At 42.3% G+C, this 22,574-nt stretch carries 19 protein-coding genes and 1 pseudogene; 6 read left to right on the top strand and 14 right to left on the bottom strand.

The window, feature by feature from the left end:
- The first annotated feature begins 71 nt into the window (after positions 1-71).
- Positions 72-623, top strand: coding sequence for a DUF4136 domain-containing protein (locus tag NH462_RS05080; protein WP_253104557.1), 552 nt, complete (start codon positions 72-74; stop codon positions 621-623).
- 343 nt (positions 624-966) lie between these two features.
- Here the strand turns inward: NH462_RS05080 and NH462_RS05075 are convergent, their stop codons facing one another.
- The gene (locus NH462_RS05075; protein WP_253104555.1) at positions 967-2,706 is read right to left on the bottom strand and encodes a hypothetical protein; all 1,740 of its coding nucleotides are present in this window, start codon (positions 2,704-2,706) and stop codon (positions 967-969) included.
- 603 nt (positions 2,707-3,309) lie between these two features.
- Complete coding sequence (locus NH462_RS05070) at positions 3,310-4,281, bottom strand: transposase (RefSeq protein WP_253104552.1); 972 nt, start codon at positions 4,279-4,281, stop codon at positions 3,310-3,312.
- A 195-nt stretch (positions 4,282-4,476) separates the two neighbouring features.
- Here NH462_RS05070 and NH462_RS05065 point away from each other — a divergent pair.
- A pseudogene (locus tag NH462_RS05065) lies at positions 4,477-4,626 on the top strand (transposase); the annotation flags it as partial.
- Here the strand turns inward: NH462_RS05065 and NH462_RS05060 are convergent.
- The 11 genes from NH462_RS05060 to NH462_RS05010 all read right to left on the bottom strand — a co-directional run bounded on the left by NH462_RS05060 (position 4,554) and on the right by NH462_RS05010 (position 15,457).
- On the bottom strand, positions 4,554-4,916 hold the full coding sequence (locus tag NH462_RS05060) for a hypothetical protein (RefSeq protein ID WP_253104550.1): 363 nt from the start codon (positions 4,914-4,916) through the stop codon (positions 4,554-4,556). The pseudogene NH462_RS05065 and the gene NH462_RS05060 sit on opposite strands and share 73 nt — an antisense overlap.
- A 73-nt stretch (positions 4,917-4,989) precedes the next feature.
- A complete protein-coding gene (locus NH462_RS05055; RefSeq protein ID WP_010378050.1) occupies positions 4,990-5,277 on the bottom strand; it encodes a hypothetical protein in 288 nt (95 codons plus the stop codon).
- 45 nt (positions 5,278-5,322) lie between these two features.
- Entirely contained in the window at positions 5,323-5,550 is a 228-nt protein-coding gene (locus NH462_RS05050) for a hypothetical protein (protein WP_010378049.1), read from the bottom strand.
- A 265-nt stretch (positions 5,551-5,815) separates the two neighbouring features.
- A complete protein-coding gene (locus NH462_RS05045; RefSeq protein ID WP_039495559.1) occupies positions 5,816-6,994 on the bottom strand; it encodes a cystathionine beta-lyase in 1,179 nt (392 codons plus the stop codon).
- Between the two features lie 2 nt (positions 6,995-6,996).
- Positions 6,997-7,899, bottom strand: coding sequence for an NAD(+) diphosphatase (gene nudC, locus NH462_RS05040; RefSeq protein ID WP_253104828.1), 903 nt, complete (start codon positions 7,897-7,899; stop codon positions 6,997-6,999).
- A 147-nt stretch (positions 7,900-8,046) separates the two neighbouring features.
- Entirely contained in the window at positions 8,047-8,841 is a 795-nt protein-coding gene (gene nagB, locus NH462_RS05035; RefSeq protein ID WP_010378045.1) for a glucosamine-6-phosphate deaminase, read from the bottom strand.
- Positions 8,842-9,103: 262 nt separating this feature from the next.
- On the bottom strand, positions 9,104-10,237 hold the full coding sequence (gene nagX, locus NH462_RS05030; RefSeq protein WP_010378044.1) for a transmembrane glucosamine N-acetyltransferase NagX: 1,134 nt from the start codon (positions 10,235-10,237) through the stop codon (positions 9,104-9,106).
- Positions 10,238-10,760: 523 nt separating this feature from the next.
- Positions 10,761-11,885, bottom strand: coding sequence for an N-acetylglucosamine-6-phosphate deacetylase (nagA, locus tag NH462_RS05025; protein WP_253104546.1), 1,125 nt, complete (start codon positions 11,883-11,885; stop codon positions 10,761-10,763).
- Positions 11,885-12,796, bottom strand: coding sequence for an N-acetylglucosamine kinase (nagK, locus tag NH462_RS05020; RefSeq protein WP_010378041.1), 912 nt, complete (start codon positions 12,794-12,796; stop codon positions 11,885-11,887). Before nagK ends, nagA begins: the two co-directional genes overlap by 1 nt.
- A gap of 310 nt (positions 12,797-13,106) precedes the next feature.
- A complete protein-coding gene (locus tag NH462_RS05015; RefSeq protein ID WP_017219251.1) occupies positions 13,107-13,949 on the bottom strand; it encodes a 2OG-Fe(II) oxygenase family protein in 843 nt (280 codons plus the stop codon).
- 386 nt (positions 13,950-14,335) lie between these two features.
- Entirely contained in the window at positions 14,336-15,457 is a 1,122-nt protein-coding gene (locus NH462_RS05010; RefSeq protein WP_010378038.1) for a hybrid sensor histidine kinase/response regulator, read from the bottom strand.
- Between the two features lie 105 nt (positions 15,458-15,562).
- Between NH462_RS05010 and NH462_RS05005 the strand changes: the two genes are divergently transcribed.
- Entirely contained in the window at positions 15,563-19,294 is a 3,732-nt protein-coding gene (locus NH462_RS05005) for a response regulator (RefSeq protein WP_253104544.1), read from the top strand.
- Positions 19,295-19,406: 112 nt separating this feature from the next.
- Here the strand turns inward: NH462_RS05005 and NH462_RS05000 are convergent, their stop codons facing one another.
- The gene (locus tag NH462_RS05000) at positions 19,407-20,081 is read right to left on the bottom strand and encodes a DUF3334 family protein (RefSeq protein ID WP_010378035.1); all 675 of its coding nucleotides are present in this window, start codon (positions 20,079-20,081) and stop codon (positions 19,407-19,409) included.
- Positions 20,082-20,196: 115 nt separating this feature from the next.
- On the opposite strand from NH462_RS05000, the gene cmoA reads away from it, so the two are divergent.
- From cmoA to NH462_RS04985, 3 genes are all read left to right on the top strand, one after another.
- On the top strand, positions 20,197-20,922 hold the full coding sequence (gene cmoA, locus NH462_RS04995; RefSeq protein ID WP_010378032.1) for a carboxy-S-adenosyl-L-methionine synthase CmoA: 726 nt from the start codon (positions 20,197-20,199) through the stop codon (positions 20,920-20,922).
- A gap of 8 nt (positions 20,923-20,930) precedes the next feature.
- Positions 20,931-21,899 (top strand): tRNA 5-methoxyuridine(34)/uridine 5-oxyacetic acid(34) synthase CmoB, encoded by a 969-nt coding sequence (gene cmoB / locus NH462_RS04990; protein ID WP_017219248.1) that lies wholly within the window; start codon positions 20,931-20,933, stop codon positions 21,897-21,899.
- A gap of 183 nt (positions 21,900-22,082) precedes the next feature.
- The gene (locus tag NH462_RS04985; RefSeq protein ID WP_010378028.1) at positions 22,083-22,556 is read left to right on the top strand and encodes a hypothetical protein; all 474 of its coding nucleotides are present in this window, start codon (positions 22,083-22,085) and stop codon (positions 22,554-22,556) included.
- Positions 22,557-22,574 lie beyond the last annotated feature (18 nt).

Here is a 22,574-nt window from a genome sequence, read left to right as displayed (position 1 = left end):
TGCTTGTCTCTACCATTTAACGCCTTAACACGTTAAGGTAGAGCAAACATCCGACTAAGGAGTAAAGACACATGTTTAAGAATATTGTTATCGCCACTTTGGTGCTGATGTTAGCGGCCTGCGCCAAAACCCCTGATTGGGATTATGATAAGTCTGTACAATTCGCTAACTATAAAACCTATACTTGGTCACCCGAAGCGGACCTAAAAAATAATGGTCGTGAATACCAAGTCAATGACTTAATGGAAAAGCGGATCCGCAGTGCAATTCAAAACGAAATGAGCAAACAAGGCTTCACCTTCACCGATCCGCAATCGGCTGACTTACTGGTTAACTATCACGCATCAGTTGATACAAAAATTGAATCTGACTCGCTTCACACCACTTATGGTGCGCGTTGGAATTACTGGGGTATTGGCTGGCAAACACAGACCACAACACGTGAATATGAAGTGGGCACGCTTGTACTCGATATGATAGACAAAGCGTCTAACCAGCTAGTTTGGCGCGGAGCAAAAGAAGGTCGCTTACGTAGCAACCAATCACCAGACCAAAGAACAGCGTCAATTAACAAAACCATTTCGGAGTTGCTGGCTAACTTCCCACCACAGCCACAACACTAAGCGAAAACCGGATCAAGCCTTGGCTTGATCCGAATTCTTCATCTTTATTTTGAAGGTGAACAGTCTTAAGATGCATAAGCCTTAACTTTATCTGTCAAGCTTGATTGTTAGGGCTTAAGCAAATGTAAGTGCCAAACTCAGCTGTCCAACAGCAATTTCATATCTTAAATCCAATTGCGATAACGGATGCTCACTCAACTTGTATTGGGACAAAAACAATTTAGAACCGAATGTCGACCCAGTGCCAATAGCCGCCGTTAAGAACGATTTTATGCCTCATCTTAAGGCAAACTAACTTTCCTAATGCGCTAATGACTAGCTTCTTTAAAAGAAAGCTGATGGGCTATATAGAACTAGTTATCCCAATATCATCCACGATGATAGATACATCTCGCTTCGGTGCAAAAATCAAGACAAGCTCTAATTCGCTTTCGGCACTGATTGTCTTATTCAATTCAATAGGGAGCGTAAAGGTTTGCAATACTGGCTCTGTCGGCGCATATTTCATATCACCTTTTTCCAATTCAGAGAAGTCAGAAATTAATAAAGGGGAGACACTGCCAGATACGCCAATACTTTTTTTAAATACTACACCAGACTTATCAAGTAGCTCTACCCTCGTATCAGATAACAAATTGTATGCTCCACACCCTTCGCTTTCTCCTGAATCAGCGCGAGCCAGTGAGAAACTTAGGTAGGATTTTCCTTTGTGATTTTTATGTAACAACTCAGCTTCTGAAAGCTTAATGCTCAACCGTGTTTCAACTTGTTTCTTAAGTTGAACCTTTAATACATTATTAGAAGTTTTAGTTCCGTTTCTTAGGCGCTCTGAGTCTATATTGATTGGCACTTCTGTTAACGTTTTATCGGATAGGACTTTAACGGTACTTTCCTTTTTAGCTACATTTTCAAAATCTTCTATAACTTTGAAATCAGATGCCATATGGCGACTGATATAAATATCGTCAGGAAGACCAAACTCACCAGCCACAGGTTGTCTAAAAATTTTTCGATACTCTTTTGCGTTCGCCAATGTAGCTTCCAAAAAAGCAGAAACATACACTTTAGTTAAATTCTCCTGTTGTTTGGGTGTTAATAGCTTAGAATAAAAATCTTTGCTGCTTCCCCAATGGAAATCATCAGACATATCTTGATTAAAGTTTATATGGTTAGCACGATAGATATAAATGGACTGCTTTAAGTAGTTTTTATCATCATCGAAGTGAGTTCGATGCCATTGTTGGCTACCAAGAAACTGATAAACATCCGCATCATGACCTCCTTGTAACACTAAATAGTTAACATTTTTCAGGATGTTTCTACCATCAGCATGTTGATATTGCCCGTCCATTGGGGCTAAAGCGACAATGGATTTAATGTTAAAACCAAACTCTGTTGATTCACTACTATTTGGTAAGGTCTTCCATTGATTAAATGATGCAGCTAAAGCAACAGCCTCCCCTCCTCTAGACATCCCTATTAAAGCGATATTCTCTAAATCTATTTTGTTATAAAAAGTGTGACCTTGCTCAGCATTCCATTTTTGCAGCAGCTTAATATGTTCAAGTAGTATCCAACCACGGGCACCATTTTCTCCCAATAAATCATTCAAATAAGTTTGATTTACTTGCACAACAAAGTGACCTCGGCTGGCGAGCAATTCACCTAGATAATCAAACCCCGGGGCAGAATTTCCATGGACTAATAATACTAACGGTAGTGGTTGGGCTCCCAACGGAAGCCAAACTTTAGCCTCCAAAGGTAAATTACTACTTTTAAATTTGTGGTAGGCATTGTCCTCATATCCTTGGTTACGAGAATAGTCGGAAAGAAAGCTAGGTAAGCTCACATTTGGAGCAATTACATCAGGTTTTGATATAGCAAATAAAAATGGTCGTTCGCCATAGTTCATCACTGTGTATTTATGTTCGCCCTGTTCGGCAGGATTAGGTAAACCCGTAAACGGGCTATTTGGCTGACTATAACTCTCAATAACACAATCTAAAACATCTGAAGCTAATGTCGAAAATGAGGTGGTAACTATGGATAAAATGGTACAAAAGTACGAAAAACGAGTAAGCATCAAAATTGTCCCTAATGTCAAAATTTAGCACGTGGTATTGTATAGCAAATCGATCTTGCTATTAAAAAATACAATTTTTTATAATTATGCTCCTTGAGACGCAAGTAACTCAATAAAGGTTTAAATCAGTTGTTAAAAGGATAAAACAAGTGACACCCACCACTACTAGCACCACTACTCGCATCCAAGCTGAGGAAGTAAAGTAAAAAAGTATAAAAATACTTTAATCGCTAGGTACAAAAACGTTATTAGATAGGCCAATTCTTGTCGCCCAAGCATATCTCTACACCAAAACTGAGTTATCACGCACGACAAAGCGATGTAAATACGGAAGTAAGAAATTCTAAAATTGAGGGATAAAACAAGTGACACCCACCACTACTAGAAAATAAAACAAGTGACACCCACCACTACTAGCATCCAAGCTGAGGAAGTAAAGTAAAAAAGTATAAAAATACTTTAATCGCTAGGTACAAAAACGTTATTAGATAGGCCAATTCTTGTCGCCCAAGCATATCTCTACACCAAAACTGAGTTATCACGCACGACAAGGCGATGTAAATACGGAAGTAAGAAATTCTAAAATTGAGAATGTGAGTTTTGCTAAGCCAGCAAGCGCTCGCAGTTTGTCAGATTCGTCCGCCGTCGTTTTTGCAGTGTTTCACAGTAAGCGGTTATTGTCCGCTCTCGACCAACTGCACCGTGAAATACCCGTGAAAATTGCGTGGTGAGTTTTATCCAGTTCTCCGGTTCGATATTTAGTCGAGTAAGAATGGGTTGTGACTCAAAGATATAGCCTCGCTTGTCGGCGCGAATACATTGGCCTGTGAGTTCAACCAACTCAATATAGGATTTGAGCTCAAAAGGCAGTCCTTTCGGCATATGTTTTCTTGGGCTGCCAGCAAAGCGTAGTAGGCTTTTTGGCTGTTTACCTAATTTCGCATGGTCAATTCGCTTTTTGATGCTGGTGTAGTCTGAGGTTTCAGGCGTTGCGGCGATTTTGGCTCTAATAGGGTTTAGGTCTACATATGCCAAACAAGCAGCCAGTGCTGCCTCGTCCAGTAATGCTTGGGATTTGAATCGTCCTTCCCAAAATCGGCCTCTACAATTATCTTCTTTATTTGCTCTACGGGCGATATCTTCGTTGAGTACTCGCATAAACCAGCTAATATCGGCTAGTCTTTCCCTGTACTTATCAACCAGCTCATTGAGTATCAATTGCTCCGACTCATTGAGAGGCTCACCTTCAGTAAATTTACGGCTTATCCAATTACCTTTAAATAACTTGTGCCATCGTATCACAATCGCTTTATCCGACAGACGCTTAGCCTTTTTATCATCAACATATAAAACTATGTGAGTGTGATTACTCATCACGGCATAAGCACAGACATCAATACAAAACACAGAGCCCAACATCAAGAGCTTTTCTTCAACCCAATCATGGCGGTACTCGTATGATTTGCCAGTAAGTTTATCTTCACCGCACAGAAAGGCGCGCCTTACGCAACGGGAGATACAGTGATAGTATTTGGTGTCAGTTAAACTGATTTGTTTTTTACGGGCAGTAGCCATAGTTTGTTTTCCTCAATCCTTTGAGTGCAGAATTAAAGCGTAGGCGGTATCTTAGGAAGGTGTAAATTAGTGGTGGGTGTCAGCGATTTGTTTTGTGGGTGTCAGCGATTTGTTTTCGTGGTGGGTGTCAGCGATTTGTTTTCTCTTACCGGTTAGATAAATCAGCGCAAACGATGCTACCAAAATCGAAGCGAGGGCAAAGCCGTCCACAACACACTCAGATAATGGTCAAAACTCGTTCGCTACCTAGATGACAGACATCTAAAGATAGACTATGGTCGTGCAGAGCATGCTATCAAACCGTTCGTCATAGGCCGAAAGAACTCTACAAATGGTGCGGAAAGCGAAATACCGTGCACTTGCTCTCTTGGCAAGTCACCTTGGCTTTTTGGTTTAGAATAGCCATTTTTCGTTTTTAACTCATTAATTATCTTTGCTTCCACCAAGTAGATATCCACATTGGAATTCTCGTTATCCATCCCCCGATTAAACAATATGTATTTACCATCCGAAGTAACCGTAGCGTAAGCATCCCATTTGTCTGAATTTACCTTGTCCCCCATGTTGATAGCACGTCCCCAACTGCCATCTTGTTGTTTAAAACTGATGTGCCGAATCCCTCCGGGAGCTAGCACAAGTGGTTTTGGAGCGTTGCGCTGTGCTTAAACCAACACACAACGCAACAGTTAAATAAGTTTGTAGTTAGTTTTAAGATTTATTTTCGCATTTTATCGTCTCTTCCCCAAGACGATAGGCATTATTTGCCAACACATAAGTTCCCGAAATAATAGCAGTAGTAGGAACGAGTATCGGCGTTAATATAATTCCACTCACGGAATAATACGTATTGGTTTCATCTGCAACATCGACTATTTTTAGGGTTTTTCTATCCGATGAAATCTCACACTTGTTGATGTGGGCAGTATCCTTAACGGGCATTACCACACAAGCACTGAGTGAGACTATCGGTAACATAATCAATAAACTTAATTTCATCACTTTTCCTTGAATTTGGGTTGTAATATTCTTGTGACGTAAGTCTTAAATATTACCTTCCTCAATAGATTCCCTGTACTTACGTTTAAAGTACTTCAAACTGGCATTGATCTCTTTAATTTCCATTCTTGATTCCACCGCTAAATCTCTCATTTCTTTGACTCGTTTTGAAATAAGGTAAATAAAGAGGGGAATTGGTATACACAAAAAAATAAAACCGATGTAAACAAGCGCACTTATGACGCTGATACTACTCCACATTACTTCCATCATATAATTCTCCTTGAAACTTCCTATGTATTATTTTATGTAAAGCTGGCAAAAATACGTAAATAAAGTTACTCCTTTCAACGCCATAAAACTAGCTTTATATGATCTGTGTCTACAGATTTTGGACAATTATGAAATGGAAGTATTAGGTAATGGCACTACTTGGGTCAAGGTGATGAAAAACATGCGACCTTCAAAATGGTATAAATAAGTCCGAGGTACCTCATTTAAAAAGAAGCACCCCATACCAATAAATCGAACCGAAATTTTAAGATTTACCGAGGTTTTGTTCGTAGACCTTAAGTGCGTGTTCTAAATCTTCTATCAAGTCTTCTACGTCTTCAAGACCGATGTGAAGGCGGATCACGGGGCCAAGTGTCCAACCTGTGGTTGATCGCAAATGCTCCATGGTTTTATTGGCTGTAACTAAACTTTCATAGCCGCCCCATGAGAAACCCATTTTAAAATGGGATAAGGCATCTAAGAAACGGTTAATCGCCTTTTGGCTACCTTCTTTCATTACGATTGAAAACAAACCATTACTGCCATCAAAGTCGCGCTTGAAGAATTCATGACCAGGACAAGTCTCAAAAGCGGGATGTCTAACGTGATCTACGAGAGGATGCGCTTCGAGCCATTTCGCCACTGTCATTGCCGACTGCTCGTGCTGTTTTAACCTCGCTGGCATAGTACGTAACCCACGTAGTGCTAAATAAGCATCATCTGCAGAGGTACATTGACCAAGTAAATACGAGTGCTCTCTAAGCTCAGGCCAATAACGCTCATTTGCAACGGCAACCCCCATCATGACATCCGAATGCCCAACAATATACTTGGTTGCCGCTTGAATGCTGATATCAACACCATGATCGAGCGGACGAAACTGCCAGCCATTGCCCCACGTATTATCAAGCATAGTGATAACGCCACGGCGCTTTGCAACTTCAACCATCGCTGGCACATCTTGAACTTCCATAGTGATTGAACCTGGAGACTCTAAGAACAACACTTTGGTATTGTCTTGAATTAACGCGTCAATACCTGCGCCAACCATAGGGTCATAATAAGTGGTTTCGATACCATAGCCTTTTAACAGCTTATCGCACAAATCTCTGGTTGGCTCATACGCAGTATCCACCATCAGCAAGTGATCGCCTGCTTTTAAAAATGACAGTAGTGACTGTGCGATAGCAGCAGCACCAGACGGATACAAAGCGCAACCTGCACCATTTTCAAGCTCAGTAATGGCATCTTGCAAGGCGAAATGGGTATTGGTACCACGGCGGCCGTAAAACAGTGTGCGATGTCCACGGCCTTTTATCGCTTCTTGCATTTCGGCAACGCTCTCAAAAACTACAGTAGAGGCGCGCTGAACAACTGGGTTTACTACCCCTTTGGTATATTCTGCTTTTCTTCCAGCAGCAACGATTTTAGTATGCTTTTTCATAATTACTCTTCTGATTGTGCACGCCAGTATTCAACTAAATATCTGGAAATAGAGTCTTCTCTGGTGAGTTTATAGCCGGGCTTTGTATCACCCCACTCTGAAAATGTATTAAGCTCCGCCCGTGAAAACCATTTAGCTTGCTCAAGCTCATCTTGCTCAACAAAAATCTCTGTGGTTTTTGCCTTCGCGATAAATCCAAGCATAAGTGAAGACGGGAACGGCCAAGGCTGTGAGGCAATATAAGTGGCGTCGTATGCTTCAACACCCGCCTCTTCCATCACTTCCCTTATCACGGCTTGCTCTAGCGACTCGCCGGGGTCAACAAATCCAGCCAGCGTCGAAAATACACCTTCTGGCCAAACAGCCTGACGGCCCAACAAACAGCGTTCAACGCCATCAGGGAAAACATGAGTGACAAGCATGATAACGGCTGGATCTGTACGTGGAAACGTCATATGGCGACATTCAGGGTTAACACAACGTCTTGCATGGCCTGCTTCAACCATTTTATTGGGTTGCCCACAACGTCCGCAAAAACAATGGGTTTTATGCCAGTAACATAATCCTCGTGCAAGCACACCAATTGAGCCCTGTTGCTTTGGTAAGTTACGACCCACTTGGCGCATATCGATGAATTCTGACTCGGAGTCAATAAAAGAAAGCTTGTCTCGTTGTTTGGAGACATCAAGCGCAAAATAGCTGTGCGCTTCGTCACGACCTAAGAATATCGCGTCTTGGAGCGCTAAATCAGCGACTTCTGTGCGAGAAAGATAATGTAATTCATTATCTAGGGCACGCACTAGATTAGCGTCGTCTTGAATTAATAACCAGCGACTATTGTCACCCATTTGAGATAATAACCAGTTTTGATCTTTTCTTTCGTTAGACGCTCTGTCTAACGTCATTTGAGTGTAATACAGCAAGCCCCTATTCCTTCGTGTTCTGGAACATTTTATCCACCTCGGCGAGACCTTAAAACTACCATAGCACAAAGGTACAGGCAAAAAAAAAGCCCATAAATGGGCTTTTGAAAACTACAGTGTGATTTCACACTACAGAGAGGCAAGATAGTCCAGCAACTTTTGATTTTCGTTTTCAATATGCTTATAGAATTCAATATCTTTTAGCTTAGATGCCGCAGCTTCATCGATGACGATTACAGCATCACGATGCATTTGTAGTGCCGAAGCTGGACACGCCGCAGTCAACGGGCCTTCCACCATAGCAACAACGGCATCAGCTTTATTTTCACCAGTCGCTAATAACACGACTTTTTTAGCATCTAAAATCGTGCCAATACCCATAGTGATTGACAAGTGAGGTTGGTACTCATCAGCTTTAAAAAAACGAGCATTATCATCAATCGTCGCTTTCGTTAGGGTTTTAACCCGAGTGCGTGACGTTAAGCCAGAAGATGGCTCGTTAAAGCCAATATGGCCATTTCTGCCAATGCCTAACAGTTGTACATCTATACCACCAGCAGATTTAATACGCGCTTCATACTCGCCGCACGCCGTAATTGGATTTTTTGCATCACCCGGCGGTACGTGCGTGTTACTTTTATCAATGTTGATATGGTCAAACAGCTGCTGCTGCATAAAGTAACGATAACTTTGTGGGTGCGAGCCATCTAAACCTAAATATTCATCTAGGTTAAAGCTGGTAACTTCAGCAAAACTGATATCGTTCGCTTGGTTACGCTTAATTAATTCTTGATACAAAGCAACCGGTGTTGAACCCGTCGCTAATCCCAACACAGAGTTAGCTTTACGCTTTAATTGCGTTGTAAAAATGTCTGCACCATATGCTGCCACTTCGGCAGCGTCTTTTAAAATGACTACTTGCATACGATTAACCAAATGTTGAGATGATTAGAATAAAATGGGATCTGAGCCTTGCCTCGCGTGCAATCAAAGCAAGGTCAGATCGAACCTAATTGGGATACACAACATTAGGTTATTACCATTATGACAACGCTGTCATTATTATCAGAAATAATTCGCTTGTAAAGCAAAAGTGAAAAAAAATATGGATATTTTTTACTCTATGCAATCGAAAGGTGTTAAAAAGCCCACAACGGTGGGCTTTTTGAAAGGAGGCTTGCGAATATTATACACTTACAAAAATACGGCGTTTATACATCCAATGCAGCACTAAAAGCTGTACCGCCAGTAGCGCAAAAACAGCAATTAATGGTTGCCACGCAGTTGGCACAGCGGCAATCACGCCACCGAATACGCTTTTACTAATAAAGGTCCAATTCACTAAGCTTGACGCCAAATAAATGATAATGGAATTGGCTCCTATAATAACAAATGAATACGCCCAACGTTGAAAGCTGAGTACATCTACTATCGCGTAAAATACCGCAAGTAGAATTGCGCTCCAGCCGACGGTTACTAGCACAAATGAGCTTGTCCACAATTCTTTATTAACTGGAAATTGCATGTCCCAAAGCCAACCTAGTGCTAGGACAAGTACACCGGAGCCTGCCAAAATACCAACGGTTTTCCACTCTCCTTGCGTTTGGGCATTGGCAATCGCACGACCAGCAAATACACCTGCGATAGCATTTACAATGGCAGGTAAGCTTGACAGCACACCTTCTGGGTCAACCGGACGGTTTTGATAACTGATCCCAGGTAGTAAATACGTATCAATGAACGCATTCCAACTACCAACACCATTTGCACTTAAGTCACCCGCTTGCCCACCAGGAACCGGGATAAAGCAAAGCAGTAACCAATAAAATAACAATATGCCTACACCCACATGGGCCAAGGTTCGCAAACTCGTATGCCAAACCAGTAAAGCACAAAAGAACCAAGCAAACGCGATGCGACCTAATACACTGGCGTAGCGAATACCGTCAGGATCCATTGGGATCCCAGTTCCCCAACCATGGTTGTATAACACGCCAAAAGCACACAGTAACAAAAGGCGCTTCAGTGCTTTGAGATAAAACGGTTTACGTTCATTAAAGGGCAGATGGTCGATACGTTTAGGCGACAAGCCCATCGCCACACCCGATAAAAAGATAAACAGTGGAAAGATAAGATCGTAAAAAGTAAAACCATGCCAAGGACTGTGCAGCGTGTGCGCTTCAAAAGCCTTCCACCCTTGCCATCCGGTCAATACAAACAGTGCCGCAAAAATAGACTGGCCACCTAAGATCCAGAACATATCCATGCCGCGTAAGGCATCTAAAGACGCAAGTCGCTTTGGCTTATTATTCGTTGTCATTGTTATTTATCCGCGTGAAAACATTAACTATGGATCGCTCAATCAAGCAAATCCATTTGCCTCAAGGTTAGTTTTGATGCGCGTTGCAATCATGACTCTATCATTACGCACACGACAATAACTTCCTGAGTTGTCGATCCACCCATGCTTAACCAAATACTAGGACCTGTTGACCTTTCAAGTTTGTTTTTGCAGCAGTTTGATTGCCATTTATACTAGGCAGAGCCTGCGTAGCATAGTTATTCTATGTAAGTCAGGCGATAACACAGTAGAAATGCCAATCAAGCGCAGCCCTTCGGGTTCACCTGAGTGCGCTTTGTTCATTGTTGCTCAACTTTTGCCTAGATTACTAGGCGGCAAGTCGAGCGTCGCGACCAAAACACACTCAGAAGAACAAAAATCAAACAGAAAAGGTCAACAGGCCCTAACTAAGCTTAAAAAACAAAGCCCCGCGGTACTGCTGCGGGGTTTTATCAGGGAAACTTAAGCGGCCGTTTCCGTCCACTATTCAATTGTAAATCAGTTATAACAACTGACCACCAATATAGGTTTGCTTCACAATCAAATCGCTATCGAGCACCACGAAATCAGCATCAGCCCCCGATCTTAGATGCCCCTTTTGAGACAGGCCAAGATATTGCGCAGGGTACAAAGAAGCCATGCGTAAACTCTCCGCTAGACTCACGTTAAGCGTATTAACGGTGTTCCGCACCGCACTTGCCATATCCAATACACTGCCAGCAAGCTCACCAGTCGTTGAATTTAACCGATCACCGGTACGAATAACTTTTCTGCCATCAAAAAAGTCAAACTCCGTATCATCAGTCCCAACCGGAGGCATGGCATCCGTCACTAGCATCATTTTGCCGCGCTGCTTAGTACGAATCGCAAGCTGCGCCGACAATGGATGAACGTGGTGGCCATCAACAATCAAACCACACCAACTATTGTCATTCCAAAGCGCCGCGCCGACAACGCCCGGCTCACGGGAAGTAAACGCAGACATTGCATTAAATAGGTGCGTAAAGCCATCCACGCCAACGTTTAGTGCGGCGCTGGCGGTGTCATAGTCCGCGTTTGAATGACCGATACACACTTTAACACCCAATGAAATCAAGCGCTCTATATCGCTAAGCGGCACAGTTTCAGGTGCTAAAGTCACCATTTTGATGCCTAAATCTTGACGCGCGTATACCGCAAACTCTTGCTCTGAGATTGGCCTGATGAACTTTTCGCTATGCGTACCCTTTTTAGGATGAGATAAGTGTGGGCCCTCAAAATGGATCCCAAGCACTCCGGGCTGATTAGTAGCAATCGCTTCTGCTGTTGCATCTGCCGCTTGTTGCATTACTTCAATTTTGTCAGTGATAAGGGTTGGCATTAATCCCGTTGAACCAAATTGGCCATGTGCTTTAACCATAGTCGCCAAGCATGCCGTCGATTGCTCGGCGTTAAAAAATGCACCGCCACCACCATTAACTTGTACGTCAATAAAACCTGGTGCAACTAGTCCCGATAACTTAGATACATTGGTCGCTTGCGACTCGTAGATATAACCAATTTGGCCGTTGTTTACTTCGAAGTAAACGTCTTTTCTAAAACTTTCACCATCAAAAAATTCTGGAGCAAAATAACATTGAGTCGTCATTAGTTCGCCTTTTTTAATTCTTGACCTGCACTTTGAATTGCAAAGTAAATTGCCCCCATTTCAGGAGGTTGTTTCGGTAATTGGACTTGCTTTGCAACTTCTGGGTCGAGCCAAGGTTGTAGCGGCTCTGATAATCCGCCAATCATAGAGAGTCTAGGCGGGTTTAGTTCAAGTAAACGCTTCGCTAAACGACTAATGTATTCCGCACCAGACTTTACGATAGAAAGGGCAATTTCATCATTTAGTTTTGCTTGCTCTAACACATAACGAGCCAGCTTTGCATACCCACTAGACGGCTGCCCCGCCATTTGTTCTGCAATACCCATTGCCCCTTTCGCACTGAAGTGCTCTAGCAATACTTGGCTCAATGACGTTTTTTCACCAAGACCATCAAGATCGAGTAACGCTGCTTTTACTGCCTCTAATCCCATCCATGCGCCACTGCCCATATCGCCTTGAGCAAAGCCATGACCACCATAGTTCACTGTTTTACCATCAACCAAGGCAAAACCACAGGAGCCGGTGCCCGTAATAATCACGGCACCATCGCTACCTTCATGAGCACCAATACACGCGGTGTGTAAGTCTGTGGTAAGGAACATTTGTTTAAAGGGATGCTCCCATTGCATGATTTTGTCATAGAGCGCGGGTAAGTTAACACCTGCAAGGCCAAGACCAGCATTTAGCTCATGTACTTGTTCAACACGAAGACCCGCGTCTTGTAACGCCATTTGTGTCGATACCATGATGGATTCAAGCGTACGCTCTAAACCATGTAAGGGATTCGCAGGACCGCCTAGACCCGTACCCAAAACGCCATGTTGAAGAGAATAAATTGTAGCGCGGCATTTTGTTCCACCACCATCGACGCCGATGTATAGTTGGTCTTGGTTAACCTGTTTAGCCATCATGTAAAGACCCCTACTTTGTTCTGGATTAGACCGCGTTATTGTTTTCGTTGGACACGGTTTTTCATTCATGTTGAATTGATGTTACACAACAAATGACAGCGTTGTCATTAAATTTTTCAAGAAATTTCTTCATTTTGAAAAAAACTAATATTGCACAGTTTGTGAGGATTGTCAGTGAAAAATTGCAATAATCGTCAAATTACAAGGACTAACAGAGATTAGGGATTGTTAGACACATAATAAAAAAGCGACTCAATATTACATCAAGTCGCTTTATCGATTTAACCTTATCGTTCAGGTTATTCGCAGATTACTTAACCCCAAGTTCTCTCAAACGCTCTTGCAAATAGCTATCTGCAGTGTAACGCTCTGACAACACAACATCCGGTCTTGGATGTAAGAATAGCGGCAATGAAATGCGAGATTTCGTCGACGCTTTGCCTGTAGGATTAATCACACGGTGAATTGTCGATGGGAAGTAATCACCCGACGCCTCTTGCAGCATGTCACCAATGTTAATAATTAGCGAACCAAAGTCACATGGTACGTCTAACCAGCTGCCATCTTGTCTTTGCACTTGTAGACCTGGCTCATTTGCCGCAGGCAATACAGTAAGTAGATTGATATCACCATGAGCCGCGGCGCGAATTGCACCCGGTTCTTCATCGCCTGTCATTGGTGGGTAATGAAGAATACGCAGTAATGTCTGCTCTGATTCTTTGATCATATCTTTAAGATCAATAGAGAATCTCGCTCTCACATCTGCAGGCGCTTCAGCTTGTACCCAGCTTAGCAATTCTTGAGCAAACTCGCTCGCTAAACGGTAATATTCACGAATCTCTGCTTCTAATTGGGCCGGTACGCGACCTTTTGGATAAACGTGAAAGTACTCTTTAATGTCTTTTACTGTAAAACCTTTCGCAACTTCAGAGACTTCTGGTGGGAAGTAACCATCTTGGGTTTCTTTATTGAAAAGGAATTCGTGTTTTTCTTCTGAATTAAAAAATTCTTGCCAATGTTTGTAGATTGATTCAACCAACTCTTGTGGGATTGGGTGATTTTTTAGTACACCAAAACCCGTGTTTCTTAAAGATTCTACAAATTCTTTCGCAGCATTTGGCGATTGATAGTCTACGGTAGGTAACTGTTGCATAATGGTTCCACCAAAATTATTAGTAATTCATGGTTATTTACTCAATTGCACATTGGAGTAAATAACGCACTTCCCGTGTCATCTCAACACTGCGTACCTAGTAGAAGGTAAGGCGTATGTTATCGGGTCTGTTAACCTAGGGGGTTGTTTTTAAGCAGTAAACTTGTATTTGACAAGACTCGCTCAAAACAGCAACAGCAAAGGCTAAAAAGCCCTTATACGATCGTGTTGTCGATAATTCTTAAAAAAGTGTAGCTAATTACATGGTTAGCAGAGTACTTTTTAAAGATTACGTTTTAACAGCGAGCGAGCTTATTGAATTAGGACAAATGATATAAGGACTTATGTCCGCTTTTATGTATAGGACCTGAGACTTTTGATGCAGATCAAGCATTATCGGGTGCATCTATCGGTATTTGGATATCCCACTCCAATCCTTGCGGTGTATTTTTCACACTAAACTCTCCATTGAGTGCCCCTGAAACCAAGTTGGCAGTTAAATTTGCGCTGAGCCCAACATGACCTGCATTACCTCTTTTTGTTGTAACAAATGGTTTTAATAACTCTTGTGTACTAATTCCTCTAAGCCCTATTCCATTGTCAGTATAATTCACATGTAAATTGTTACCCGAGTGCGTAAAGGTGATAGTGGCAAGATGATCATGGTCAATCCAAGCATGCGCAATGGAATTTTCAACTAAGTTGCTCAATACCTCAACCAGAGCTTGTCCATCCACATAAATCTCTGTTGTTGTGTTACCAACAAACTGAATTTGTACGTCTTGCTTTGAAAAATCTTTTTTCAGTCTTGTTTCTATTTCTTGTAATTTAACGTCAGCACAGCTGCTATCTCGCTCAGACTGAGAGACCGATTTCAATAAGCTGACAAACTTAGCCACTTTTTCTAGATTACGGCTGCACAGCGCACTGCTGTCTTTGATCTGTTCAAACCCCGTAACCAGCCCATCCTGCGTAAGCGTACCTGCGGTAAGTGCACTTTGAAGCTCTTGCATGACGCCTTCTAAAAAGGTGTTTGATGTAATACTGGTACCAAGCGGGGTATTGATTTCGTGTGCAATCCCCATCACCATTTGGTTTATGGCTTTAGATAGCTGCTGTTTTACCGCTAACTTTTGCGCTTCAATTAACTTAAATTGGGTGTTTACTCTGGCTATGATTTCAGCGGGTTTATAGGGTTTGGTAATGTAATCAACACCACCAACCTCGAATGCTTGTACCAAGCTCTCGCTGTCTTCATAAGCACTCACAAAAATAACGGGAATGGCCGCAGTCGAGTTGTCGGACTTAAGCACTTTACATAGTTCAATCCCCGACATGTTTGGCATTTTTATATCAGTAATAATTAATTCAGGCTGATGCTTTTTAACGATACCTAATGCAATGTCCCCGCCTCGTGCCGCCAATACTTTATATCCTTCCTTTCTTAGTATGAGCTGCAATACTTGGAGGTTTTCCGGCATATCGTCAACAATTAAAATGTCTGACATGTAACGTTACTCAAGTCCTTAAGGTAGACACTTTTTACAGCATAGCTTGAGAAATTGTATATCGCGACTATGTTTATATATAAATTCACGCGTAAATAATAACTTATGTCCTCAAAAGCATTACTAAGTTGGATCGCACTTTTCGCCTTGATGGCAGCCTTAGGAAGCGCAACGCTTATCTACTACTCAACAACCACTCATAGCACACTCGCGACCGACGTTAATACCGCTTATCACAACCACCTCTCACTTGAGATATATAGCAAAGATAAAAACGCCCAATGGCTCAATGATATCAAACCTGCACCAAGTCACTCATTACCACTACCGCTACAACAAATTTATGAAACCCAAGCAAGATTAAAATCTCAATTTTTAGCAAACACGGTTGAACAGGTCTATTTACCTCAAAGTTATCAAAACGCCATCTCACAGCTGCCTCTCATCGCAAACGCTGAACTCGAAACACATACTAATCAACAACTTAAAATACTGTTGATTACTGGCCTTGCTTTCGCGGTGTTAACACTATTTTTAAGCTTTTATGTTTGGTTTATGCGCACTAAACATTTCTCCCCACTCTATCGCATCGTCAATACGTTACGTGAACAAGCGTTAAACGGCGCCCCTCTTTCAGTAACCCCCACAAACAGTGACGCAGATGTAAAACGCCTCACACAAGCTATCCATGCTGCCACCACCTCTCAAAGCCAAAAGTTGGCGTCAGCCGCAATTATCGAAAACTATAATCGCGAACTAAAATCCATCACTGGTTCCGAGCCTATCGTCCGCCACGCACTAGAGTTTATTTCCAGTGAGTTCAATGCACCGAGTGTTTGCCTCTATGCCAATTCAGAAGACGACACCTTGTCGTTAGTGAAAAGCCACGGAGTGACACCAAGCCAATCAATTATTGCGTCCACGATAGCGCTTTGCGCAACAAATAATGAACCGCAAGTACAACAAGAACCGTTGTGGCTCAAAGAACAAGAAGTTGAAGTGAAGTTACAAAGCCGTTATTGCTTTCCACTAGCCATCGGTAATCATGTAGTTTATGTGCTACTAGTCGGTAGTGTACAGGCGTTGATAGACAGCCAATTTGAAGCGCTTGAGTACTTGTGTAAGGACTTAAGTCTCGCGCTTGCTATTAATGAAAATATCGAAAAACAACAAAAGACAGAGTCGGCCTTAAGCGAACAACTTGAACTTACCCACCACATTATCAATGCTATCCCAAACCCTACATACTATCGATCTACTGACGGGGTATTTATGGGGGTAAACAAGTCCTTCTTGGCACTGTTAGATCAATTTGAAGTAGACGTGATTGGCGCCAAACTAGACGAGATTTTTGATTTAGGAATAGCCAGTCTATTTGAGTCCAAAGCCCACGAAATTATCACCACAACCCAAGAGCAAACCTACGAAGTACTATTACTCGATGGCCAAGAGCAAGCTCGGGAACTGATTGTATACGAAGCGCCATTTTTTAATGAAAATGGCGCTGTAGCTGGGATTGTTGGTATGTACCTTGACGTGTCGGAGAGGAACCAACTACAACGCGAGCTCATAGAAGCGAAAGACTTGGCCCAAAACTCGGCAAAAGCGAAAAGCGAATTCCTCGCCAACATGAGCCATGAAATTAGAACCCCAATGAACGCGATTATTGGTATGTCTCATCTCGCACTTGCGACCGAATTAAATGCAAAACAGCACGACTACGTATCAAAAATAGATACTGCGGCAAAGCAATTACTGAGATTGATTAACGATATACTCGATTTTTCAAAAATCGAAGCTGGCAAAATCGAGTTAGAATATCAGGCCTTTTCAACAGAAAAACTACTCGACAATGTCGCCACCATCGTCAGTGTAAAAGCCCAAGAAAAACAACTAGAGTTAGTCTTTGATATTGACTCACAAGTGCCCTACTGCGTGATTGGCGATCAGTTTAGAATAAGCCAAGTACTCATCAATTTAGCGGGTAACGCGGTTAAATTCACAGAAACCGGTGAGGTTGTTATTCGTGTTGCCCTCGTCAATGTCGAAAAAGGGTTAGCGAAAATTAAGTTTAGCGTCAAAGACTCCGGTATTGGCATGAATAAACGCCAGCAAAAAAACCTATTTCAATCTTTTTCTCAAGCAGACAATTCAATCACCCGAAAATATGGCGGTACTGGGCTTGGCCTCACAATTTCGCAGCAACTGGTCAAGCTTATGGGGGGAGAAATATATGTTGAGAGTGAGGAAAACGTCGGTTCGGAGTTTTATTTCACATTAGAAATGGAAGTCAGTGACGAGCTGAGTCAGGCGAAAATGGCGTCAACCCACTTATCAGAGCTATCAGCAACAATTATTGACGATAACCAACATGCATTGGACGTGTTAAGTGGTATGCTAACAAACTTTGGTATGCAAGTTTGTTCTTATTTGGACCCTCATAAAGCATTAAATCAATTCGTCCTAACACAAGATTTACCCGATCTTATTTTCGTCGATTGGCATATGCCAAAATTAGATGGCATCGAGATGATCACTAAGCTGCAATCGCAAGTCGATGTGTCACAAAGTAAGTTTATTTTAGTCACAGCTTATGGTCGGGAGTTAAACCTGAGCGACAGCCAAGCCAGTTTAGTCGATGGTGTACTTTTAAAGCCGATTAATCCGTCAAACCTTGTGGACGTTATTCAAAATGCCGTATTTGACTCACCAGAGGTAAGAACCACTATCACCAAAAAAGAACAAACGATTAGTAAACAAGCACTAAATGGCATATCGATTTTGGTTGCGGAGGATCAACCTGTTAACCAGGAAATCGCTGTTGAGATCTTATCTAGCTTCGGAGCGCAAGTGGCGGTCGCTGATAATGGGCAAGAAGCCATTGAGCAAGTTCATAGCAAACATATAGATATTGTTTTAATGGATATGCAAATGCCAGTGATGGATGGCATTACCGCGACGCAAAACCTTCGTATAGAGTTCGATAAAAATACACTTCCTATTCTCGCGATGACCGCCAATGCCATGGAAGAAGACATCCAGACTTGTATCGATGCTGGTATGAATGACCATGTCACCAAACCCATCGACGTAGAGCAACTCGTTAAAAGTATTTTGAAATACGCAAGTGCGGAGACCAGTAGCCTTTTAGCAACACCAGTAGCAAACCAATCAGAAGTCACTACAGAAGTAGAGGAAGTTGATGAGATCATTGAGTTTGAAGGCATTGATATTGCTGAGGGTATTGCTCGAGCAGCTGGCAACCAAAAGGTTTACTTCGATATCTTAGAAAAGTTCCTGTCCCAGCAGATTGAAGAGCTGATCAATTTAAAACAGGCTTTAGCCATTGAGAATTTTGAACTGGCACATAGCATGTTACATGCATTAAAAGGTGCTAGTGCTAACCTTTCGATTGTTAGGCTGACAGAGGAATTTAAGCACATTGAAGCTTCTCTCAATGTCCGTCCACCTAATGCGAGCGAAATTGACGAACTGATTAAATACGTTAAATATGCGCTGGAGCAATGCCAAAAACGTCGTAAAAAAGAAGCGTCTCATCAGGTAAAAAATGTAACGAAAAACAACGAAGAAAAAGGTGGCAATAGTCAATTAGAGGAACTCATCCAGCTTGCGTGTGCGTTAAGAGATTATGATACCCAAGCCACAGAGTTAGTAGACTCAATTTCAGTAAGTAGCTATTTGACGGAGCCAGAACTACAGAAATTAAAAACCGCCATCGCCCGCTTTGAGTTCAATGAAGCCTTTATGATGCTAACATCCATAAAGCATGTAGAAGAAGCACCTGAGCTTAATGCAGGAAAAGGCGCACTGCATTAGTGCCATTACTATATATTTTATCCGAGGGCGAAATGAAGATTTCGACGTAATAGAAAGGCCACTGAGGTGGCCTTTCTATTACGTGCTCAAACACATGTCCTTAAATACGGTTTTACAGTCCTAACTGATCCATAAAGTCGTCATCTACAACATCTTCTTCCTGCGGCTTCGCTGGCTTTTTCTTCTCAGCCTGACTTGCAATAATGTCATCTGGGTCTACCGACTCTGCAATATCAAAGTCATGTAGCTTAATGAATTCAGTTTTATCCATTGCCAATTCAAGATAGAAAATATTCTGGCCTTGAGTGGTAAAGGTAACGCGTCTTGCCTGCGGGCGATCCATCGTTGTGTCTACCGAGATCTGCACCTGTTTGTTGATAGCCATCATCTTAGGCTGGTTTTGCGTGATAGAGGTATGTAGCTGCTCGCGTACTTTGTTGGTGAAATCACCGACAATCTGGTTCATCAACTCACCCAATACGTTGGCAACGTCATCGGACAAATGACTATGCGCAATTTCTTCTTCAGGCATGCCCATGTTGCGCATGTAATCGGTATACACCTCCATTGCTGCTTGCGCGGTAAAATTAGTTACGACTAAACCGGTAAAGCCGCCATCAAACAATACGAAACAGCCGATGTCAGGCCTCATACAGGTACGAGTTATCTTTTGTACCATCGCGGAATAGTTAATTTGGTTGCCGCTTGCCGACGACAGAACTTCTGTTACTGAGTGGCATAGCGTTGAGAGGATATCTTCTGTGCTAATCACTTTGCTTTTCGCCATTTTTGGTCTCATATTTACTTCTTATTATTAATAGTAGCCAAGCTACTGAATTTATCACTGACTATCCAGCATAAAATGCTAAAATAGCGAGATTATTTTCAAAGAGAGATTTAATGTGACGGGCAAAGACAGTATTTATGCCACTGAGCAAGCAGTAAAAGATTTCACTTTCGACGCCAATGTCGTCGAAGTGTTTCCAGATATGATCCAACGCTCAGTGCCGGGCTACGCGACAATAGTAAGCACAATGGGCAAACTTGCGGGTACTTACGCGCAAAGTAACTCAAACTTATATGACTTAGGCTGCTCTTTAGGCGCGGTCACGCTAAGCATGCGTAGAAATATAGATAAAGAAAACTGTCATATCATTGCCGTGGATAATTCACAGCCTATGGTAGAGCGTTGCCAACTGCATTTAAAAGGCTTTAAATCTGACGTCCCAGTCTCGGTCACTTTAGGTGATATCAATGAAATAGAGATTAGCAATGCATCTGTCGTTGCGATGAACTTCACCCTACAGTTTATCCCACCAGAAAACCGCAAAGCGGTTCTCGAAAAAATATATCAGGGTTTAAAACCTGGTGGCGTACTGCTATTAAGTGAAAAAATCCGCGGTGAAAACGGTACTAAAGACAACTTACTTATCGACCTTCACCACGACTTTAAACGCCACAATGGCTACTCAGAATTAGAGATCAGCCAAAAACGCACCGCGATTGAAAACGTGATGCGCACGGACTCATTAAGTACCCATATGACAAGATTAGAGGATATTGGCTTTAATCAAACTCAAGTGTGGTATCAGTGCTTTAACTTCTGCTCAATGGTAGCAATAAAATAGAGGCAATTATGAATCATTGGTTTACCGACTTTTATGCAACCATTGCGAAAACCCCTTTGAGCCATTGGCTAGAAACGTTGCCTGCGCAGCTTAGCCATTGGCAAAAAGAAGCCCAACATGGCGACTGGCCGAAATGGGAAAAAGTCATTAAAAATCTACCTGAGATCTCAACCACCCATGTTGATATAAAAACCAAGGTTGAGATAGGTACTGGCGAAGACGTCAATGAAGGTCATCAAAAGCAGTTAACACATTTACTAAAACGCATGATGCCATGGCGTAAGGGACCATTTCATTTACATGGCGTCCATATTGATACTGAGTGGCGCAGCGACTGGAAATGGGACCGACTGCTCCCCCATATTAGTGACCTTCATGGCCGTAATGTCTTGGATATCGGCTGTGGTTCTGGTTATCACTTGTGGCGTATGCGCGGTGAAGGCGCAGAGCTTGTTGTTGGCATTGACCCTTCCGATCTATTTTTATGCCAATTCCAAACTATTAAACACTTTAACCCCGATCCAAACGTGCATTTACTACCACTAGGTGTAGAGCAATTGCCAGAGTTAAAAGCATTTGATACTGTGTTTTCAATGGGCGTGCTATATCACCGTCGTTCACCAATCGATTTTTTAGCGCAGCTAAAGTCTCAGCTAAGAAAAGGTGGAGAATTGGTGCTAGAAACACTCGTCATTGAAGGCGATGTAAATACAGTATTGGTGCCGACCGATCGCTACGCAAAAATGCGCAACGTATGGTTTATTCCAAGCTGTGATGCATTAACATTGTGGCTTGAGCGCGTGGGCTTTAAAGACATCAAAGTGGTAAACAAAGACGTCACGTCGTTAGACGAGCAGCGCCAAACCCCTTGGATGGAAACAGAGTCGCTTGCTGATTTCTTAGATCCAAATGACACTAGCAAAACCATTGAAGGCTACCCCGCTCCACTCCGTGCTATATTTATCGCAAAAGCGTAAAACTGGTAAGGGGCATCAGCCCCTTACTCATAAGACTCATCAAAACAAAACCATAACCCACTGATTTAGTTGCATTAACTTACAATTCCAAGGTTGACCTAAACATTCTCCCTTCATTACAATCACGCCGTTATGCAGTTGCACTGCGTAGCTTGAATTAGACTATACAATAAGGAATTGTTAATGAAAAAGATGTCTCTTACCGCCCTATTCATTTCTTCACTCGCGCTAAGTGGTCAAGCAATTGCTGACAACTTTATGATCACGAAAGAAAAACAACCTAGTCGGATGCTAGTATTAAGCTCAGCAGGCGGTCTTTCAACCACAGAGTTTTCTGTATTAAACATCGATTTAAGTGATATCCCATATGGAAGTAAAACGGGTACTATCACTGGAGTTAGCTATACTTCAGCGGGTTACGCCGATCCTGGCAATGAAACGGTGGAGCTTTGTTTCAGTCGTGCATACAGCACGACACCTTTCAAGTGTATTGAAATTAATCCTAACGATTCAGGGAATACAACTACGTTTAATGGTGAGGCATTTAAAGCGGGTATTTCAGCCTCTATCGTTCATAGAGTAGAAGCCACAGGCAACTTCCATTATGCAGAGCCAAGTCGAAAAGAAAGTATTACTTTCCACTACAGCACTTATTAAAACGATTTAGCTAGTTTA

Origin of the sequence: Pseudoalteromonas sp. OANN1, from assembly GCF_024124685.1 — a bacterium.
In the GTDB taxonomy this organism is placed as follows: Bacteria; Pseudomonadota; Gammaproteobacteria; order Enterobacterales; family Alteromonadaceae; genus Pseudoalteromonas; species Pseudoalteromonas piscicida.
Note: the sequence above shows the minus strand (reverse complement) of the source record. Positions and strands in the feature narration are given on the sequence as shown.

Coding starts and splice junctions, on each gene's coding strand:
- NH462_RS05080 (WP_253104557.1), top strand. CDS start 72: ATGTTTAAGAATATTGTTATCGCCACTTTGGTGCTGATGTTAGCGGCC.
- NH462_RS05075 (WP_253104555.1), bottom strand. CDS start 2,706: ATGCTTACTCGTTTTTCGTACTTTTGTACCATTTTATCCATAGTTACC.
- NH462_RS05070 (WP_253104552.1), bottom strand. CDS start 4,281: ATGGCTACTGCCCGTAAAAAACAAATCAGTTTAACTGACACCAAATAC.
- NH462_RS05055 (WP_010378050.1), bottom strand. CDS start 5,277: ATGAAATTAAGTTTATTGATTATGTTACCGATAGTCTCACTCAGTGCT.
- NH462_RS05050 (WP_010378049.1), bottom strand. CDS start 5,550: ATGATGGAAGTAATGTGGAGTAGTATCAGCGTCATAAGTGCGCTTGTT.
- NH462_RS05045 (WP_039495559.1), bottom strand. CDS start 6,994: ATGAAAAAGCATACTAAAATCGTTGCTGCTGGAAGAAAAGCAGAATAT.
- nudC (WP_253104828.1), bottom strand. CDS start 7,899: ATGACGTTAGACAGAGCGTCTAACGAAAGAAAAGATCAAAACTGGTTA.
- nagB (WP_010378045.1), bottom strand. CDS start 8,841: ATGCAAGTAGTCATTTTAAAAGACGCTGCCGAAGTGGCAGCATATGGT.
- nagX (WP_010378044.1), bottom strand. CDS start 10,237: ATGACAACGAATAATAAGCCAAAGCGACTTGCGTCTTTAGATGCCTTA.
- nagA (WP_253104546.1), bottom strand. CDS start 11,885: ATGACGACTCAATGTTATTTTGCTCCAGAATTTTTTGATGGTGAAAGT.
- nagK (WP_010378041.1), bottom strand. CDS start 12,796: ATGATGGCTAAACAGGTTAACCAAGACCAACTATACATCGGCGTCGAT.
- NH462_RS05015 (WP_017219251.1), bottom strand. CDS start 13,949: ATGCAACAGTTACCTACCGTAGACTATCAATCGCCAAATGCTGCGAAA.
- NH462_RS05010 (WP_010378038.1), bottom strand. CDS start 15,457: ATGTCAGACATTTTAATTGTTGACGATATGCCGGAAAACCTCCAAGTA.
- NH462_RS05005 (WP_253104544.1), top strand. CDS start 15,563: ATGTCCTCAAAAGCATTACTAAGTTGGATCGCACTTTTCGCCTTGATG.
- NH462_RS05000 (WP_010378035.1), bottom strand. CDS start 20,081: ATGGCGAAAAGCAAAGTGATTAGCACAGAAGATATCCTCTCAACGCTA.
- cmoB (WP_017219248.1), top strand. CDS start 20,931: ATGAATCATTGGTTTACCGACTTTTATGCAACCATTGCGAAAACCCCT.
- NH462_RS04985 (WP_010378028.1), top strand. CDS start 22,083: ATGAAAAAGATGTCTCTTACCGCCCTATTCATTTCTTCACTCGCGCTA.